The following is a 19,277-nucleotide window of genomic DNA, read 5'->3' on the forward strand; positions in this document are numbered from 1 at the left end:
TCGGGATAAAACCTGAAAGGTCTAGAGTCTAATTAAAATTCTCTAAACATTTTACCACTCCATTTAGGATGACTTAAATCTCTACTGTATTAATTCATATTACCATTCCAATAAAATACGCTGCGCCGAAAAACCAGGTCCAAAACTGAGCATGATCCCTTTGTCCCCTTTCGGTAAATTCCTATCCATAAAACGCTCTAACACGTACAAAACCGTGGCACTGCTCATGTTTCCGTATAGTCTTAAAACTTCCTTTGTGTCCTCTATATTCTTGCCTAAATCGCCAAATAAATCTTCAACCGTTTGTACTATTTTTTTGCCTCCAGGATGAAAAACTAAATGGTCAATATCTTCTATGGTCAATCCATTTCGTTCTAAAAATGGATGGATAATCTTAGGAAAATGATCGGCAATGGTTTGTGGTACGGTTTGGTCTAAAACCATTTGTAATCCTGTGTTTTTCAATTTAAAACCCATCATGTGCTCGGCATCAAAGAAATGGTACATGGCTTCGTCCTTAATTTCAGGACCTTTTTCATCTTCGTAAGACGATAAAATGACACTGGCACAACCATCGCCAAAGATAGCAGCACTGACGATATTGACCATCGAATAATCATCGAGCTGAAAGGTTGCGGTTGGCGACTCTACAGCAATGACTGCAGCACGTTTGTTCGGATTAGCTTTTAAAAAATTCTTGGCATATAATATTCCAGATACGCCTGCCGCACAACCCATTTCGGTAACTGGCAAACGCACGATATCTTGTTTCATTTTTAAGTTGTTTATCAGGTAGGCATCTAATGAAGGAATCATAATGCCTGTGCAACTTACGGTGATGATGTAGTCAATATCAGTGGCTTTCAAACTGGCTTTATCTAAAGCTTTGAGCAGACTTGCTTCCGCTAATTTTATGGATTCTTTTGTGTAAATCTCATTCTTTTCTTCAAAAGATGTTTTTAAAAAGACCTCTTCCGGATTCATGATAGAATACCGTCTATCAACCGCAGCATTTTCGAAAATCTTTAGGACTTTTCGTTTAAAACGTTCCTCTTGGCCTTCTAACCATAGTTCTACGAAAGGCAAGATATCCTTTGTTTCCCTAGTATATTTTGGGAGTTGTTTTGCAACTGCTGTTATCTTTACTGACATCTAAGTTTTAATTAACCATTGGTAACGGAAAGCCCATTTCCAACTGATTTGTGATTTGAGTTTTAATGTTTCTGACATACGTTCTAAATCCTCACGTTTAAAAGCGCGAAGAATAGAGGTCAGCCCATCTTGTTTTATCATATAATTTGAAATAACCATCCCTAATAGTTTAAATAAACCATAGGCAATTTCACTACGATGCAAATCATTTACAACGATGCCAATACTTGCCTTATCTGAAAGATTTGATAATAATCTTAGAATTTCCTCTTCCTTAAAATGATGTAAAAAAAGCGTTGCTAAAACAATGTCGCATTCCTTTTCTTGAAATTTTTCAGAAAATATATCTTCATTTTTAAAGGATAATTCCGGATAACTTGCGGATAATTCATTGGCGTAATCAACCGTGTCTTGGTTAGCATCTATTCCTATTAACTTGAAATTATAGCCGTTTTTTCTACCAAAATCAGCTACCAATCTTAATATGTCTCCATGACCACAACCTAAATCTACTATGGTATAGGTCTGTGTTTTAGGTCGCCCTTTTAATAGCGCATCAATACCTTTAATACTAATACGATTACCACCAAGCCATTTATTTATACGTCCTAACTTATCTAAGGTGTCTCGCAACAACTCACCTTTCATGGTGAAATCGTCCATGAGTTCAGTTTTATTACTCCGATAAGTGGTGTTTATAAATAGGTTCATTTAGCAGTCATAGGTTTTCCGTGGGTCATTTTTATAATTTGTGGCATCAAGAACGGAAACCAGTGTAAAACCGTTAAAAGTTTTGGTGCTAACCAATCTTGCCGAAATAAATAGGCGATGCTATGTCCTGCTTTTAAGCGTAGACCGAATGTTTTTTTCCAACGTTTGGTGTACTGGTTTTCTAACGTTTGACGTGATGCAATTTTTTCATGAAGATAATCAATAATCAACTCTGATGCTAATTGCGCGCTTCTAATTGCCATTCCCATACCGTTTCCGCACAACGGATGAATCATACCTGCCGTATCTCCGCACATAATGATATGGTTTTCAACAGGCTTTTTAGTTTCGAATGAAATCTGACTTATGGTTAACGGGTTTTCGAATTCTGGTTTTGAGTTCTCGAAAATTGATCTCAATTCTGAATTTTTAAAAAGCACTTCGTCTTGAAATGTTTCAATAGCCTTATGTTTTTTGAAAGCCTTAAAATTAGTAATATAGCAAAGGTTGATATGATTGTTTTCCACTTTGGAAACGCCGCAATAGCCACCTTTAAAATTATGCAAAGCGACCTTATCTTCAGGGAAATTTCCTGACACATGAATTTTAACCCCTAAATACGGCGACTTTTTTTTAATAAATTTTCGGTTGAATTGTACATCTAAATTTGAACGCTTGCCATAAGCGCCAATCACAATTTTTGCATGAAATCGTTGTTGTGATTTTGTTTCTACTTGAAAGTTATCTTTTTCGAAAATCACATCACTCACTGAATCTTGAAACACTTCAGCTCCACTTCTAAGTGCGAGTTGATACAATTGAAAATCCATTTCATATCGGCTCATCCCAAAACCACCTAGTGGTAAATTCGAAGAAACACTTTTGTTATTATGTGTGGTTAATTCGAACTTTGAAATTTGTTTTGCGCCAAATTCAAAAGGATCGAAACCGAGATAATTTAAATATGGTAAGACTTCATTTGATACATATTCACCGCACACTTTGTGCCTTGGATACGCGTTTTTTTCTATAAGTAATACATTGAACTTTTCTTTTGATAAATGGATGGCGCTTGTTAATCCTGCTAAGCCTCCTCCAATAATAATCACATCGAATTTGTTCATTGTGGTTTAAAATTCCTGAAAATGAACAACACTTATTTTTACTGTATCGCTCATGACGAAGCTGCTGCCTCCAACTTTAAAATCTCTGCGGTCTAACTCAAAATTCGAGCTTATTTTATAACTATTATCAACCTCAGCGACATTCACTTTAATATTGATCTCCTTGGTAATTCCTTTAATAGTAAGATTTGCTTTTACCTTATACTGATTTTCAGAAACTTTACTGACCGATTCACTCTTCAGCGTAATTTGTTTATGGTTATTAACATGAAAATACTCTTCTTCTTTCAAGTGTTCGTCTCGCTTATCTATACCTGTTTTGATAGAAGATACCTTTATGGTTCCGGAAAGACTTTCTAATTCAGAGTTGGCCTCATCAAATTCAGCTGTGACAGAAAATGTATTAAAGTGCCCATCCACATTGATACCAAAGTTTCTAATCTTAAAATCAATGCTAGATGCATTCTGAGCAAATGCAGAGATTGAAAAGCAAAGGATAAAAAATGAAAGTAAACCAGTTCTCATAACCTATAATTGTTTTGTGAAGTTAAGCTAGAAATGAGAAAAATGAAATAGGTTTAACGTTTTTCTAAAGTATTTCTACAATTTTGAATTCGGTTTCCCTAAATCGAACAGTATCGTTAATACGTTTAGATACTAATAATTGTGCTATTGGTGTTGCTGCAGAAATAGCAAAATAAGAATCGGTTTCTACCTCAATTTTACCAGCACTTATAGCAATAAAATAATTAGCCTCAGTTGTTTTTACCACAGCACCTAATGTCACTTTTTGATGTTTAGATTCCACATTTATTTTTTGAAGGACTTGCTGCTGTTTTTGAATTTCTGCCAATTGGTGACCTGCTTTTTCTCGTTCTAATTGTAGCATCGCTCGACCTGTTTCGTGCTTATCTCCAGCACTGCTTTTAGTCTCGGATTGTAAGGCGTTTTGAATGTCTGAAATGGTATGATTTACAGTTGTTAATCGTTCATCAATAAATTCTAAGCATCGATTATATAGCTTTTCTTTTATAGTCATTTTTCAGTATTCAAATTAAACTCACCATAATATCGCATCTGCTTTACAATCCATTGTTGTCGTCTTTGAATATATGCTGACGCAGGATTTGCCCTGTAATTTCTTGGATTTGGCAAAACAGCTACAATGGCTGCAGATTCGTTTGCATTTAGGTTTGCAGCAGATTTTTTAAACCAATATTGTGCGGCAGCTTCTGCACCATAGATACCGTTTCCCATTTCAATACTGTTTAAATAGACTTCGAGAATGCGCTCTTTGCTCCAAATAGTCTCAATTAAAAATGTGAAATACGTTTCTAAGCCCTTACGCAACCAATTACGTTTTGGCCATAGAAAGACATTTTTTGCGGTTTGTTGACTAATAGTGCTTCCACCTCTAATTCGTTTGCCTTTTTTGTTGTGTTCGTAGGCTTTCTCAATGGCTTCAATATCAAAATCATTGTGCGCCATAAACTTTTGGTCTTCACTACAGATAGCGGCGAGCTGGATATTCTTTGATATCTTTTCCATGGAAACCCATTCGTGTTTCCATATTTTGTTCTCATTAGTACTTTCAAAATAACGAATCACCATTAAAGGCGTTGCTGGCACAGGAACGAACTTATATAATACCACTAAACCGACCGACAAGACGATAAACCAAAGCACTAATTTTCCTAAAAAACGAAATACCCTTTTCATCATTATTCTACTAAATCTGCTAGTTCCTTACCTATTAAACTCCCAATTGCAATTCCCATTCCACCTAATCGTACACCGCAAAACACATTTTTTGATAGTTGTTTTACAACCGCATTCTTCTGTTTACCAACGCCCATTATGCCGCTCCACCGCTGGTCTATTTCAAAACTCGTATTTGGCAAAATAATGGTTTTAAGTAAATCTTCGAGCTTATTTTGTATGATTTCTGTTTGACCGAATTCCGTAGTTTCTTCAGTTTGAAAATCTAAGTTTCGTCCGCCACCAAGTAGTATTCTATTATCAATATTCCTGAAGTAATAATACCCTTCGTCAAGATGAAATGTGCCTTTAATATGCAAATTATCTATCGGTTTTGTAATTAAAACTTGGGCTCTGGCTGGTTTTACTTCCGGAATGTTGAGTTGTTTGGCAAATCCGTTTGTTGCGATACATAATTTTTTCGTTGTAAAATCGAAATGATTGGTTTTAAGTTTTACCGCATTTGAATCTTCCGACAACTCTTCAACCTTAGTGTTATTCAGGATTTTTATGCCTAAGGATTGAACCTTATCCAATAATGCATTCATCATTTTGCCAGTATCAATCTGTCCTTCAAACGGGTTATAACAGTAATTTGGTTTTATGTTTTTGAAACCAAAATTATTCACTTTAAAAGAAAATACTTCTGTATTAAAAATGGAATATAATAGTTGATTGATATCGTCTTTATTGCTTAAACATGAATTATAAAGCGTGTCGTCAGACTCTAAGAACAATTCATAACCACCAAAATTTTGATAATCTAGGGCATTATCTCCTAATGTTTCTCGAAGTAGCTGAAGACCATTGATGCGTTTTTTAATCAATTCTAAGACGGCGTCTTCCGAGTGCTTTTTTAAATCATCTATAATCTCACTTAAACTTCCAAAGCAAGCAAAACCAGCATTTTTTGTACTGGCACCTTGTGGAAGCATTCCCTTTTCAAGAATTAAAATTTTAGCTTTTGGGAAACGCTTTTTTAATTGCAAAGCACAATTAAGACCCACAATACCACTACCAACAATTGTAAAATCAATGTTAGTTAACCACGTTTTTATTTCCCAATACGATAAATTCATAGTATAAAAAAAGCTCCTAAAATTAGGAGCTTTTAAAGTATCACTAAAATTCTTATTCTACTACTATTTTTTTTGTCACTTTTTCTGCTCCATCTGAAATAGTTAACATATAAACTCCAGATTGTGCATTATTAAGTTGAATGACTTCTTCAAATCTACTCGCACTACTATAAACTTTGTTATAGATTGAGCGTCCTCTGATATCATAAACTCCAATAGTAATTTCTTCACCAGATCTTGGATTGAAGGCAATATTAAACTCACCGTTATTTGGGTTTGGGTAGATACTTAGTTTGTCTAGTTCGTTTTCACCAACACCTAATGACTCACCACAGAATTCTAAAGACCAATTATTTAAAACACCTGTATCACCATTATAAAAATCAACCAAAACAAGTGTCCAATCGCCATTCATTTCTAAATTATTGAAAACACTTAGCGGATTTTGTGGATTTGCGAGACCAACAGTTGGGCTGGCACAATTAATTTCTGGTTCTCCATCTTTAAATGTAATATCAATATTAGCAAATGCAGCTGTATTACATGATCTATTCCATAAGTTAACGAAATCAGTCCCGTTAGGATGCTGTAACTGTAACAGTAAATCACCAGTATACGTGTGTGTTATATCCACAGAAACCCTTAAGTCTAAAATAGAGCCTGAATCTGGAACATTAATTGTACTACCTACGGCAGATCCTGGCGTATTAGGAGCTGTTCCATCCGGTACAGAAACTGATATGGCTCCAGAATCGTAAACGGTACAAGGAACATCTCCAACCGTAAATTTGCTACTATTAACATTAAAAAATATACCGTTAGCCGCTTCAACCATAATTCGACAATTTGAAGAGGCTACATTTGGTGCCGTAATATTTTGAGATCCATCATTTGGCGTATTAGATACTAAAACGGTATCAAAAGTAACTCCACCATTTGTCGATAAGAGAATGTTAACATTAGCTTCGTTTACACCATTAGCCGTTGTGCCAGCAACATCCCATGTTATGGTTTGTGTAGAACCCACATCCCAAGATACTCCACTTACATTTTGGGAAGTAACTGTAAAAGGTCCTGCTGAATTCGTTACGGTTGCGGTCATTTGGTCAGAGTCTGTTTGGCCTCCAATAGGATCGTTGTCCCTTACGGTTAGTTGAAAGTTAATACTTCTATTGACCGTGGCTAATTTTTCCCATGTGGTTGACATACCTCCATTAGCAACTAAATCGATAAGTCTAGGAACATATCTTATTGGATTGGATGTGCCTTCAAACGACCTAACCAATGGGCCAGTTCCCGTTGTTTCTGTAGGCACTCCTGCTGGACCTAAGTCATATTGTTCCCAAGTGTAGGTTAAAGAAGCTAAACCGTCCACATCAGAAGAACCACTTCCATCTAATTTATATGGAGTGCCTTGAGGTATAATGTAGTTAAGTCCTGCATCTGCTACTGGCTCTGTATTTCCTGTTGAAGTTCTATTTACAGGACAAGACCCTGTACTTAAAACATGGTTCCAAATACGGTTGAGGCTATTCTGATGAAAATAAGCATCACTGCCTATTTGTACATTATCAGAACCGCAAATTCCAGCATAGGCCATTATGGTTGAACCACTTCCCGGCTCATAGGCATTCCCTGCAGATCTATTTGCGCCTGAACAGCTACCAACCGTTCCGTTAAATGTGTGTGGAGCACCAAATTGATGTCCCAGCTCATGAGCTACAAAGTCTATATCAAAAGCGTCACCGATGGGTTGTGAAATTCCTGTTACGCCTTTAGCCTTATTACTATTATTACAAGTAACACCCAAACCTGCCAAACCACCAGCTCCAGTACTAAATGTATGACCAATATCATAGTTTGCTGAACCAATAGAGGCGTTTATCTCGCTTTGGCTTTCATCTATCAGTAAAGCTTCTTCATCATTAGTAAAAGGGTCAGTCGCAGCATTAGTATAAATAAGGATATCATTATTGGCTACCAATGTCAATTTTATGGATAAATCTCTTTGAAAAATACTGTTAACTCTATTGATAGTTGTGGTAATTGCAGCCATCGCGCCTGTTACTGTTCCACCATGAAATGTGGCATATTCCCCTGTACAAGCAACTGCTAGACGATAATTCCTTAGCATCCCATCATTGGCATTTCTTGCCATATTTGATGCTTCTTCGTAAGTTCTATCTAAAAGAGAATCATCAATAACACTGCATTCAAAATCAAAATTTCTCGCTTCTAAATTTTTCTTAGCATAAACTGTATAAATATTTCCTTGTTCAGTAAATGGGTCAATGAATTGCGTTCCATTAGATGTTCCTAAAAACATAGCATGAAAACCTTTAGGTGTGATGCTAAACCTTACTATTTCAGTAGGATTATCGATTCCTTGACCTGCATAAGTTCTCATATCAGGAAATTGAGCTTGCAGTTCTGGTTCCATAATAGATGATTCGAATATTTTAAATCTATTTAATTTACCATCAGCATTAGGAAAAGAAATAATTGTATGTCCCTTGTGCTCACTATTCCCAACATTGTGTAAGGTATTTTTAAGCTTTTCTAGATTTAGTTGAAAGAATGTCTCTTTCTTAAGTTCTATTTTTCTAGAAATTTGTTTCGATTGTTTTGCCTTTAATTCGCTAATACGGTTCCAAATGTTATTTGAATCTTGGGAACTAGCAGTTAAAGAATAAAATGCAACAATAATTGTTGCGATTTTTATAATGTATTTTTTATTCATAGTTAGTAGTTTTTGTACAATCCTTAAAGTTAATATTTTTATTCTATAAATTAAAAAAAGGGAAAGTTCTCTTTCAGAATTTAATTTTTATTACAACGATTAAAGTAAAAAACCCAAACTGAAAAAGTTTGGGTTTTTTAATTATTCTTCAACCTCCTTTTGGATTTTAAAGTCTTCCATAAATTTAGTCGTATAATTACCTGCTAAATAGTCTGGATGGTCCATTAATTGCCTGTGAAAAGGAATCGTAGTTTTTATGCCTTCTATTACAAACTCATCCAAAGCACGCTTCATTTTATTAATAGCTTCTTCTCTGGTTTGAGCTGTTGTAATTAACTTTGCGATCATGGAATCATAGTTTGGAGGAATGCTATAACCTGCATAAACGTGTGTATCTAACCTTACACCATGTCCTCCTGGTGCGTGAAGTGTGGTGATTTTACCTGGTGAAGGTCTAAAATCATTGAACGGATCTTCGGCATTAATTCTACACTCTATGGAGTGCAAGTTTGGTGTATAATTTTTACCGGAAATTGGTACACCTGCAGCAACTAAAATCTGTTCACGAATTAAATCGAAATCAATTACTTGTTCTGTGATTGGGTGTTCTACTTGAATACGTGTATTCATTTCCATAAAGTAGAAATTTCTATGCTTATCCACTAAGAACTCAACGGTTCCTGCCCCTTCATATTTAATAAATTCGGCAGCTTTTACAGCAGCTTTGCCCATTTGAGCTCTCAATTTATCGGTCATAAATGGGGAAGGCACTTCTTCTGTTAATTTTTGATGGCGTCTTTGTATAGAGCAATCTCTTTCTGACAAATGGCATGCTTTTCCACGAGAGTCACCCACAATTTGTATTTCAATATGTCGAGGTTCTTCAATGAGCTTCTCCATATACATATCATCATTTCCAAATGCGGCTTTAGATTCTGAACGTGCAGATTCCCATGCGTTTTGAAGATCTTCTGGTTTCCAAACGGCACGCATTCCTTTACCACCTCCTCCAGCAGACGCTTTAAGCATCACTGGATAACCGGTTTCTTTAGCAACTTTCTTACAGTCTTCAAAATCCTTGATAACGCCTTCACTTCCAGGCACACAAGGTACGCCAGCAGCTTTCATGGTCGCTTTGGCATTTGCCTTGTCTCCCATTTTATCAATCATTTCTTCAGAAGCACCAATGAATTTTATACCGTGTTCTTCACAAATTTTAGAGAATTTTGCGTTCTCAGATAAAAATCCATAACCAGGATGGATGGCATCTGCATTTGTAATTTCTGCAGCTGCTATAATATTGGATATTTTTAAGTAGGATTCGCTACTAGGTGGTGGACCGATACAAACAGCTTCGTCTGCAAATTTCACATGAAGACTTTCTGCATCTGCAGTAGAATATACAGCCACAGTTTGTATGCCCATCTCTTTGCAGGTTCTAATAACACGGAGTGCTATTTCTCCTCTATTGGCAATTAATATTTTTTTGAACATAACTTATAAGTATTTAAAATTTCAAATTCCAAATTCCAACAACTTGGGAATTATACTTTGGAATTTTAAATCGGGTTATGACGGATCTACCAAGAATAAGGGTTGATCGAACTCTACTGGAGATGAATCATCCACGAGTACTTTTACGATTTTGCCAGAAATCTCAGATTCAATTTCATTAAATAATTTCATGGCTTCAATAACGCAAAGTACGTCGCCTTCTTTAATTTCAGTACCCACTTCTACAAAAACAGGTTTGTCTGGAGATGGCTTGCGGTAAAAAGTACCAATTATTGGTGATTTTATAGTAATGTATTTAGAATCTTCTGTCGCCGCAGGTGCTGCAGTTCCAGAAGGTGCTTCGTGCACTGGTGCCGCTTGTTGTGCAGGCGCCTGTTGTTGCATAACAGGAGCCGCTTGCATCGGTACTTGTTGCACAATGGTTGTGTCGTTTTCTGAACCTGTTCTAATGGTAATTTTAATGTCATCCATTTCCAACTTAACCTCACTTGCGCCCGATTTAGCTACAAATTTTATTAAGTTCTGAATTTCTTTTAAATCCATAATATTTAGATATTTGTTAGTTAGTGTAATTGTTAGGAATTATAGGCCCATTTGAAATAAATGGAGCCCCAAGTAAATCCGCCACCAAAGGCAGCGAATATTAATTTATCGCCTTTTTTAAGCTGCGATTCGTAATCAAACAATAATAATGGAAGCGTTGCAGAAGTGGTGTTTCCGTACCTCTGAATATTCATCATTACTTTCTCGTCTTCTAAATTAATTCTGTTCGCCGTTGCATCAATAATTCGCTTATTAGCTTGATGTGCCACTAGCCAGGCAATGTCGTCATTGGTAAGATCATTTCTTTTCATTATCCTTTCTGACACATCCGCCATATTAAAAACCGCATTTTTAAATACCGTTTTCCCATCTTGAAAAATATAGTGTTTTCCTTCCTTAAATGTATCTTCATTTATAGGGTATGAAGAACCTCCATAAGTCGCTTGTAAAAATTCACGACCTTCGCCATTACTTTTCAACAATTCATCTTGCAGACCCAAACCTTCTTCATTCGGTTCAAAAAGCACGGCACCCGCGCCATCACCAAAAATGATACAAGTAGCTCTATCTTTATAATTAATAAAAGATGAATTTTTATCTGCACCTATTAATAGAATTTTTTTGTAACGACCAGATTCAATATAGGCTGATGCTGTGGACATACCGAATAGAAAGCTAGAACAGGCGGCTTCCAAATCGTAAGCAAAGGCATTGACTGCTCCAATTTGTGTTGCGGTATATGATGCCGTTGCAGCCGCTTTCATATCTGGAGTTGCCGTACAAACAATTACCAAATCTATTTCTTTTGGATCCAATCCCTTTTTCTGAATTAAATCTTCGGCAGCTTTAATGGCTAAAAACGATGTTCCCTTTCCGTCTTCCTTAAGAATTCTACGTTCCTTAATACCTGTTCTTGTGGTAATCCACTCGTCATTAGTCTCAACCATAGTTTCAAGAACCTTATTGGTTAAAACATAGTCTGGTACGTAGCCTCCGACAGCTGTAATTGCCGCTGTGATTTTACTCATTATTAGGATTTTGATAATTAAAAGTATGGAAAAATGACAAAAACGGATCCGTTTTATTCAATTTTTCGCATTTTTTGGCAAATTATTACGCAAAGTAAGTGGTTTTTGCGCTATTGAAAAAATAATAACAAAAAAAACGCTCACTAAGGAGCGTTTTCTTGTATGCATGCATAATACTTATGCTGCGTTTTCTTCTTCTACAGAATTGTCAATAAGAACTTGACCTCTGTAATATAATTTACCTTCGTGCCAATGAGCTCTATGGTATAAGTGTGGCTCACCAGTTGTTGGGCAAGTTGCTATTTGAGGTACAGAAGCTTTGTAATGTGTTCTTCTTTTATCTCTTCTTGTTTTCGAAATTTTACGCTTTGGATGTGCCATTTTAAATGTTATTTATCCGTTAATAGTTTTTTTAAATTATTCCAACGAGGATCAATATCCTCTGATGATTTTGTTTTGATGTCCTCGTTTGGACTAAGTTCTTCTAATTTTGAAAGTATATCGGACTGTAATGTACCGTCTTCAATACCAGGATGAACACGCTTGACAGGAACGGCTAAAACAATAAGTTCATATATATATTGTGCCACATTAATTTCATATTCGCCATGTGGTACAATCAAAATATCTTCATTATCGTCATTATACTCGTTTCCAAATTTAACAACCAACTTAAAACTGTCGCTGATGGACTGGTCATAAGGTTCGTTAGTAATGTCACAATCGATGTTTACCAAACCTTCTGCCGAAAAATGCAACTCTAAAAGTGTTGACTTTTTTTCGAATTTCAAGTCAATATTTATATCAACTGCATTAAATTCATCATATTCAAAATGCTCAAAGAACGTATTGTCAATCTGAAAATCAAAATGGTGCTCTCCTATTTTTAGTCCTACGAAAGGAATTGTATAAGATTTTAATGCCTTCATTATCACATTCATTTTGAGCGTGCAAATATATAAATTTTTCCTTACTTAAAGCCTAGATATCAACAAATTTTGTTTATAACTTGAGTTCCTGTAAGATTTACTTCCAGAACCTTAAAAAAAGGGAATATTTGAAGCCTGAAAATTGACGGTTTTATGCAAAAACGATTGCTTTTATTCGGGTTTCCATTAGGATTTGAAGAATTTTTCTGAAATGCTCATTATAATTTCTCAAATTAACTCGTTAGTCCCTCTAAATTATAGTTTCGAATTGAATAAAAATTCATTCAAACTGGAATCAAATATTACATGAACTCAGATTTAAATTATCTAGAGGTCTTTTTTAAAGGGTTCTGGCTATAATGTGTATGTAGCTTTCTATGATTAAAAATTTTTATTGCCATAACAATAGCTTGTTTCATTGAGCTTTCGTCAGCGATTCCTTTTCCTGCAATTTCGTACGCCGTGCCATGGTCTGGCGATGTTCTTACTTTATCTAGACCAGCCGTGTAATTCACCCCTTGACCGAAAGCTATGGTTTTAAACGGAATTAAACCTTGATCGTGATATGATGCGATAATCGCATCAAAATTTTTGTAAGTGTTAGATCCAAAAAAACTATCCGCAGAATAAGGTCCGTACACCAGATCGCCATCAGATTTTATTTTTTCCAATGTCGGTTTCAAAATGGTATCATCTTCATTGCCAATTACACCATTATCACCTGCGTGCGGATTAATAGCTAGTACAGCAACTTTCGGTTTTCTAATTCCAAAATCTTGTTTTAGGGATTTTATAACTGTTGCCAGTTTTTCTTTTATAAGGTCTTCAGTTATGGTTTGACTAGCATCTTTCAAAGGAACGTGATCAGTTAAAAGTCCTACACGCAATTCGTCTGAGACCATAAACATTAGACTTTTACCATTTAATGCTTTCGCTAAAAAATCGGTATGACCAGGGAAATTAAAGGTGTCCGATTGAATATTGTGCTTATTAATTGGAGCTGTTACCAAAACGTCAATAGTTCCTTCTTTCAAGGCATTGGTTGCCGCTTCAAGGGATTTTATGGCATACTCACCCATTTTTTTATCCTCTTTTCCAAAATCTATATTTACGGGTTCATTCCAAACATTCACCACGTTAACTTTTCCAAGAGCAGCTTTTTCGGCGGACTCAATATTAAAAAAGTTGATTTTACTTTTAAAATGGTTCTTAAAAAACAGCATGGTCTTATCAGAGGCAAAAATCACTGGTGTGCTCAATTCTAAGGACCTTGGATCCTCATAAGCTTTAATGATAATTTCTGGCCCAATTCCATTAAGGTCTCCAACTGATATTCCGACAATAACCGATTTTTGCTTCATAAATTTTTATTATCTTATTTGTAATGATATGCAAACAGAAATAAACGTTCGTATTATTTCTATTCGCTTAACGAAGTTATATTCCATAATTTGGGTTTAACTTTGCGACCACAAATTTAACCCAAAATAAGCTTTGTGAAATTAATTAGGATAAGAAACTACCAGAAAATTTATTGTTTTCCTGCACTTTCAAATCTCTATGCAAAGTTACAAAGCTTAATTTGAGTTCACTAAATAAAGTACAGTTTATGTTTACTGGTATAATTGAAGATCTGGGTACGATTAACAAATTGGTAAAAGAAGGTGGTAATCTTCATATTACGGTTAAAACGTCTATTACAAATGAATTAAAAATAGACCAAAGTGTAGCGCATAACGGCGTCTGTTTGACAGTGATTAATATTGAAGGTGATAACTATACCGTTACTGCCATACAGGAAACTTTAGATAAAACCAATCTTGGTTTACTTAAAGAGAATCATCCTGTAAATATTGAGCGTGCCATGAAACTCGGCGATCGATTAGATGGCCATATTGTTCAAGGTCATGTGGACCAGACGGCCTACTGTACGGCTATTTCTGAAAAAGATGGTAGCTGGGTTTTTAGTTTTGAATACGATAAAGACCTGAATAATGTGACCATAGAAAAAGGCTCAATCACTGTAAACGGCGTGAGTTTAACGGTTGTTAATTCTGAATTGAACAGTTTTTCCGTAGCCATAATACCATACACTTATAATCATACTACTTTTAAGAATTTAAAAATAGGGGATTTAGTAAATTTAGAATTCGATGTGATCGGAAAATACGTAAAACGACTTAATGAACTTAGAAATTAAGACCCATTTTTAGAGGATAATTTGAAGGTTTTATAAATACCGTAAGTCAAGGCAATAGCAAATAATGCAATAATTCCACCATCAATTGGAAGTCCAGGAGGTGGAGGAGGCATTGGTGGAGGAGGTGTACCTCCTTGAGCCATAGATCCGAAACCTACTAAAAAAACTAATATTGAGGCTAATATATACTTGTTCTGCATTCTGCTAAATAAGGTGTAAAAGTAAAAAAAAAACTGAGCTATCAAAATTTATTTCATTAAAAAACATCCTTAAACGGTAAATTTTTCCGACGAAACGCTAAAAATGAACTCAAATTAGGGAAGATAGCTACATTTTTAACCTCACATAGCCGCAAATATAATATTTATTACCATTATACCATCCGAATCAAGTAACTAAAAATTCTGATGAGCGATTTTTTTACAATTATCCTAATAAACTTAGCGGTCATTTTTATAATACGTTGAAAATAACCAAAGCCGAAAATAACATTACACCCTTAAAAAGATTATTAGTATAATTTTAAAAAGCTTTTAAATTCGTATTTAACTGATTATTTCACAGATAAACAGTTTTATTATTCCTTCTAAAATATTTATCATTTTTTTACAATTAAATTGGTTCAACTTAGGTGTTTGATTCATCAATGCATTTATAATTTTTGCTTTCAACTCCATAGTTTTCGAGCGAAACCAAAATATTATTTTAAAATGTTGGAGTTTTATTTTCGCCTTGTATATTTCAATAAGAACCTGAAAATGACTGGGATACGATTGCGGATTTTAATATTGAATTAATTACAAAATATCAACAATTTCCAGAAATAAAAACAACTTTAATAAGAGCCTCAAACTTGAAAGTTCAAGGCAAAAAAAACTAAGTTCAAAACCCTGATAGCAAATAAAGGCTCTAAAGACTATTTGGAAAACGATAAAATTGAATGTCATAATTTATGACTGTATTAAATACAATCAAACAGGAGAAACCTTCTTCAAACATTTATCTGTTTTAGATATATTGTTTTCAGAATGTACAAAATCGAAGCATTTTATTTAAATCCGAACACCTATTTAACCTTAAAGACCAAAGCGCTTATAAATGGCAACAAAATTCTGTTTTTAAGCTAAAAATTAAACTGTATGGTTTTTGTATAGTTAATTAATAGATATTGAGCGAATTCGCTATATTATACGAGGTTTTTTTAACAGAGTTTGTGAGAAAATAGTTTAATTTTATGGTCTATTTGTCAATTTTAAAAAGCGGTAAGTTTAATAAGCTTTAAACCTGAAAAACAAATGTAATAAGTAGCTTTTTTTTAATGTTTAAAAATTAGGAAAGCAATTACTTCAAATTAATCTAAACAATGAATTTTAATCTAACGAAAATAGTTGAAGGCAAATCAACAAAAAAATTTATAATTCTTATTCTCGTCACATCATTAATGGGGTGTGCATCCTCTAAAAAAATAGATTATTTTCAGAAAAAAGAAGGCGTAGAAATAAATGAAAATTTTACCAATTATGAGCCAACAATTCAATTTGGAGATATTATAAATATCAACGTATCATCTGCAGAACCAGAAGCGGCTCTTCCCTATAACCTATACGAAAGTCAAGGTAATGGTGTTGCTAGACCTTTGCCCTATTTGGTTAATGCAAGTGGTGAAATTAATTTTCCTTCGCTTGGAGAAATTAAAGTGGCAGGCCTGACTATTCAACAAGTTACAGCAGAGCTAAACAAAAAACTACGACCGTATTTAAATAATCCTATTATTAATATACGGTTTGTAAATTTTAAAATCTCTGTTTTAGGTGAAGTGCGTTCGCCAGGTACGTATACCATAACAAATGAAAGGATTACTATAATTGAAGCAATAGCACTGGCGGGAGACTTAACCATTTATGGAGAGCGCAAATCGGTGACCTTAATTCGTGAGCAAAACGGAAAACGAACTTTGACAACTATTGACCTTACCGATAGAGCATTATTTAATTCTCCTAATTACTTTCTGGCTCAAAATGATGTTATCTACGTAGAATCGAATAAAACCAGAGTTAACTCCTCTTCTGTAGGACCAAACTCTTATATTATTGTATCGATTGTATCTGTTCTAATTTCTATCGCTGCTATTATCATTAGGTAAATATTATGAAAAAAAACATAGATAGCCAAGACGACGACTTTCAACGCGATAGAATTGATCTTAGGGATACCATTAAAAAGTATAGCTATTATTGGAAATTCTTTTTAATAGGAATTGCCTTAGCTTTGGCTCTGGCTTTTGCCTATTTAAAATTCGCGACTTACGAATACGAAGTGTCGTCAACCATTTTAATAAACGATGAAGAAAACGATGGAGGCTCGACTTCCGAGATCTCTGTTTTCCAAGATTTAGGTTTGTTTGCAGGGCCTAAAACTTCTATCGATACGGAAATAGGCATATTAAAATCAAAATCTATAATTGAAAGAGTCGTCAAAGACTTGGGTCTGAACATCACTTATTTTGTAAAAAATGGATTGGTTACCAAAGAAATTTATAAAGACCAAATGCCTTTTAAAATTCATTTTTTGCTAAATGACCAAGGCTTGAATAATTTAAATTCATCCTTTACCATAAAATCAATTTCTAACAATAAGTACGAACTATTTGATAGTAACGGCAATAAAATTAGTACAGGTGGTTTTGGCGAGAAAATGTCTTGGGATTTTGGTGATATTATAGTAACACCTAATCAAATAGAGAAAAAGGAACAGTCGGAAATATTGATAAAAATAAGTCCGTTAGAGGAAGTTGCCATTTCATTTAAAAAACGAATTGAAATAACGGCTGAGAATCCAAAATCTAATCTGCTAATTCTCAAGTTACAAGATCCAATTAAACAAAAAGCTATAGAAGTGTTAGATAGCTTAGTTTGGTATTACAACCAAGATGCCATTAATTATAAAAATCTTATCGCAAAAAACACCAACGAATTTCTAAACAGCAGAATAGATGATGTTTCTGCAGAATTAACAGGTTTGGATCAAGGTGTTGAAACCTATAAATCCGAAAATCAACTCAGCAATATAGATTACGAATCAAATATAACGTTAGCATCAAACGCCTCACTAACCAAGCAAATAGCTGAATTAAACTCACAAATAAAATTAATAGACTATCTCATTGATTACATGTCCACTAATAAGGATGACTTAATTCCCGATAATTTAGGCATGCTCGATGACAATATGAATCAGAACGCCATAAAATATAACAACTTATTATTAGATAGAAATAGGATATTGAAAGGTGCAAATAGCGAAAACCCAATTGTTCTTAATTTGAATGATCAAATTAAAAGTTTACGGGAAAGTATTGACCGCAGTTTAATAAATCAACGCTCATCATTAAGAATTACATTAAACGAAGCGCGGCGACAAGAGGAAAAATTAAACTCCCAAATTTATTCGACTCCAAAAAAAGAAAGAGAAATAAAAGTTATTACAAGGCAGCAAGAAATTATTGAAACATTATACCTCTACTTGTTGCAAAAACGAGAGGAGAACTCAATATCTGCAGCTGTATCTGCACCATATGCCATAATAATTGATAAGGCATACGGAAGTAGCGTGCCAGTTGCGCCAAGGAAAATAATAGTGTTAATATCAAGTTTACTGTTGGGTTTTCTTATACCCGCTTTCATACTTATGCTAAAAGCATTATTTAACAATAAGATAAACACTTACGAAGATGTCAAAAACACAGTCAAAGCCGCATTAATTGGTGATATTCCGAAAGCTAATATTAAAAAAGGAATCATTTCTTTCGGCACTAAAAAAAATGACCATATTGTAGAATCTTTTCGACTATTGCGGACAAATATTATCCATCAGCTTTCTGGTGAAAGTAGACATACCATTTTTATAACATCCACTATTAGTGAAGAAGGGAAAACATTTATTTCTACTAATTTGGCAACTTCATTCGCATTATTAAACAAAAAGGTTTTATTAATTGAAGCCAACATTAGAAACCCTAAAATTTCACATTACCTTAAATTAAAATCTGAACATGGCTTGTTTCATTTTTTAACGGATGAAAATTTAAAAGCCAATGACGTTATAACACACTATAAAGATCAAAATTTTGATATTATTGATGCTGGCGTAACTATTGGAAAACCATCCGAGGTACTTAATAGCGATCGTTTTGAAGAACTTCTTAATTATGGTAAAACCAATTACGATTATGTCATAGTTGAAACACCTGCTGTAAATGCGGATTCTGATACATTAATGCTAGCCCATTATGCCGATTTATTTTTATACACTATAAGAGCAAATTATTTAACGGAAAGATTGCTGAGCGTACCAAAAATGTTACACGAAAAGAATCGACTACCTAACATGAATATATTAATGAACGCTATCGATTATAACAAATTGGGCTATGATAATACTAATGTAAAAAAATCTTTATGGAAAAGAATTTTTAGATAATAATCTGTAGAGTGAATTA

At 34.4% G+C, this 19,277-nt stretch carries 19 protein-coding genes; 4 read left to right on the forward strand and 15 right to left on the reverse strand.

Annotated features, from left to right (window positions below; genetic code table 11):
* Positions 1-99: 99 nt before the first annotated feature.
* From HM987_RS17965 to pdxA, 14 genes are all read right to left on the reverse strand, one after another.
* The gene (locus HM987_RS17965) at positions 100-1,152 is read right to left on the reverse strand and encodes a type III polyketide synthase (protein ID WP_179009382.1); all 1,053 of its coding nucleotides are present in this window, start codon (positions 1,150-1,152) and stop codon (positions 100-102) included.
* Positions 1,153-1,863: a methyltransferase domain-containing protein gene (locus tag HM987_RS17970; protein WP_179009383.1), complete on the reverse strand. Its 711-nt coding sequence runs from the start codon at positions 1,861-1,863 to the stop codon at positions 1,153-1,155.
* Positions 1,860-2,987 (reverse strand): NAD(P)/FAD-dependent oxidoreductase, encoded by a 1,128-nt coding sequence (locus HM987_RS17975; RefSeq protein ID WP_179009384.1) that lies wholly within the window; start codon positions 2,985-2,987, stop codon positions 1,860-1,862. The genes HM987_RS17970 and HM987_RS17975 overlap by 4 nt, the downstream gene beginning before the upstream one ends.
* Before the next feature lie 6 nt (positions 2,988-2,993).
* Positions 2,994-3,512, reverse strand: a complete 519-nt coding sequence (locus tag HM987_RS17980) for a YceI family protein (RefSeq protein ID WP_179009385.1) — start codon at positions 3,510-3,512, stop codon at positions 2,994-2,996.
* A gap of 64 nt (positions 3,513-3,576) precedes the next feature.
* The gene (locus tag HM987_RS17985; RefSeq protein ID WP_179009386.1) at positions 3,577-4,026 is read right to left on the reverse strand and encodes a 3-oxoacyl-ACP synthase; all 450 of its coding nucleotides are present in this window, start codon (positions 4,024-4,026) and stop codon (positions 3,577-3,579) included.
* Positions 4,023-4,709: a monofunctional biosynthetic peptidoglycan transglycosylase gene (gene mtgA / locus HM987_RS17990; protein WP_179009387.1), complete on the reverse strand. Its 687-nt coding sequence runs from the start codon at positions 4,707-4,709 to the stop codon at positions 4,023-4,025. The genes HM987_RS17985 and mtgA overlap by 4 nt, the downstream gene beginning before the upstream one ends.
* Complete coding sequence (locus tag HM987_RS17995; RefSeq protein WP_179009388.1) at positions 4,709-5,824, reverse strand: NAD(P)/FAD-dependent oxidoreductase; 1,116 nt, start codon at positions 5,822-5,824, stop codon at positions 4,709-4,711. Before HM987_RS17995 ends, mtgA begins: the two co-directional genes overlap by 1 nt.
* A 52-nt stretch (positions 5,825-5,876) precedes the next feature.
* Positions 5,877-8,564, reverse strand: coding sequence for a zinc-dependent metalloprotease (locus tag HM987_RS18000; protein ID WP_179009389.1), 2,688 nt, complete (start codon positions 8,562-8,564; stop codon positions 5,877-5,879).
* A 141-nt stretch (positions 8,565-8,705) separates the two neighbouring features.
* Positions 8,706-10,058, reverse strand: coding sequence for an acetyl-CoA carboxylase biotin carboxylase subunit (accC, locus tag HM987_RS18005; RefSeq protein WP_179009390.1), 1,353 nt, complete (start codon positions 10,056-10,058; stop codon positions 8,706-8,708).
* A gap of 75 nt (positions 10,059-10,133) precedes the next feature.
* On the reverse strand, positions 10,134-10,622 hold the full coding sequence (gene accB, locus HM987_RS18010) for an acetyl-CoA carboxylase biotin carboxyl carrier protein (protein WP_179009391.1): 489 nt from the start codon (positions 10,620-10,622) through the stop codon (positions 10,134-10,136).
* A 32-nt stretch (positions 10,623-10,654) separates the two neighbouring features.
* Entirely contained in the window at positions 10,655-11,650 is a 996-nt protein-coding gene (locus HM987_RS18015) for a beta-ketoacyl-ACP synthase III (protein ID WP_179009392.1), read from the reverse strand.
* Positions 11,651-11,827: 177 nt separating this feature from the next.
* Complete coding sequence (gene rpmF, locus HM987_RS18020; protein ID WP_115815437.1) at positions 11,828-12,031, reverse strand: 50S ribosomal protein L32; 204 nt, start codon at positions 12,029-12,031, stop codon at positions 11,828-11,830.
* A gap of 8 nt (positions 12,032-12,039) precedes the next feature.
* A complete protein-coding gene (locus tag HM987_RS18025) occupies positions 12,040-12,579 on the reverse strand; it encodes a YceD family protein (RefSeq protein ID WP_179009393.1) in 540 nt (179 codons plus the stop codon).
* 323 nt (positions 12,580-12,902) lie between these two features.
* Positions 12,903-13,940, reverse strand: a complete 1,038-nt coding sequence (gene pdxA / locus HM987_RS18030; RefSeq protein ID WP_179009394.1) for a 4-hydroxythreonine-4-phosphate dehydrogenase PdxA — start codon at positions 13,938-13,940, stop codon at positions 12,903-12,905.
* A 248-nt stretch (positions 13,941-14,188) separates the two neighbouring features.
* Between pdxA and HM987_RS18035 the strand changes: the two genes are divergently transcribed.
* A complete protein-coding gene (locus HM987_RS18035) occupies positions 14,189-14,779 on the forward strand; it encodes a riboflavin synthase (RefSeq protein WP_179010148.1) in 591 nt (196 codons plus the stop codon).
* Here HM987_RS18035 and HM987_RS18040 read toward each other — a convergent pair.
* Complete coding sequence (locus HM987_RS18040) at positions 14,776-14,979, reverse strand: PID-CTERM protein-sorting domain-containing protein (RefSeq protein ID WP_179009395.1); 204 nt, start codon at positions 14,977-14,979, stop codon at positions 14,776-14,778. The genes HM987_RS18035 and HM987_RS18040 overlap by 4 nt on opposite strands.
* A gap of 736 nt (positions 14,980-15,715) precedes the next feature.
* Here HM987_RS18040 and HM987_RS19755 point away from each other — a divergent pair.
* The 3 genes from HM987_RS19755 (at position 15,716) to HM987_RS18055 (ending at position 19,258) form a co-directional block, all read left to right on the forward strand.
* Positions 15,716-15,835, forward strand: coding sequence for a hypothetical protein (locus HM987_RS19755; protein ID WP_179009396.1), 120 nt, complete (start codon positions 15,716-15,718; stop codon positions 15,833-15,835).
* Between the two features lie 307 nt (positions 15,836-16,142).
* On the forward strand, positions 16,143-16,922 hold the full coding sequence (locus tag HM987_RS18050; protein WP_179009397.1) for a polysaccharide biosynthesis/export family protein: 780 nt from the start codon (positions 16,143-16,145) through the stop codon (positions 16,920-16,922).
* A 5-nt stretch (positions 16,923-16,927) separates the two neighbouring features.
* Positions 16,928-19,258 (forward strand): GumC family protein, encoded by a 2,331-nt coding sequence (locus HM987_RS18055; RefSeq protein ID WP_179009398.1) that lies wholly within the window; start codon positions 16,928-16,930, stop codon positions 19,256-19,258.
* The last annotated feature ends 19 nt before the right edge of the window (positions 19,259-19,277 follow it).

The sequence above is a fragment of the Winogradskyella forsetii genome, assembly GCF_013394595.1.
Classification (GTDB): domain Bacteria; phylum Bacteroidota; class Bacteroidia; order Flavobacteriales; family Flavobacteriaceae; genus Winogradskyella; species Winogradskyella forsetii.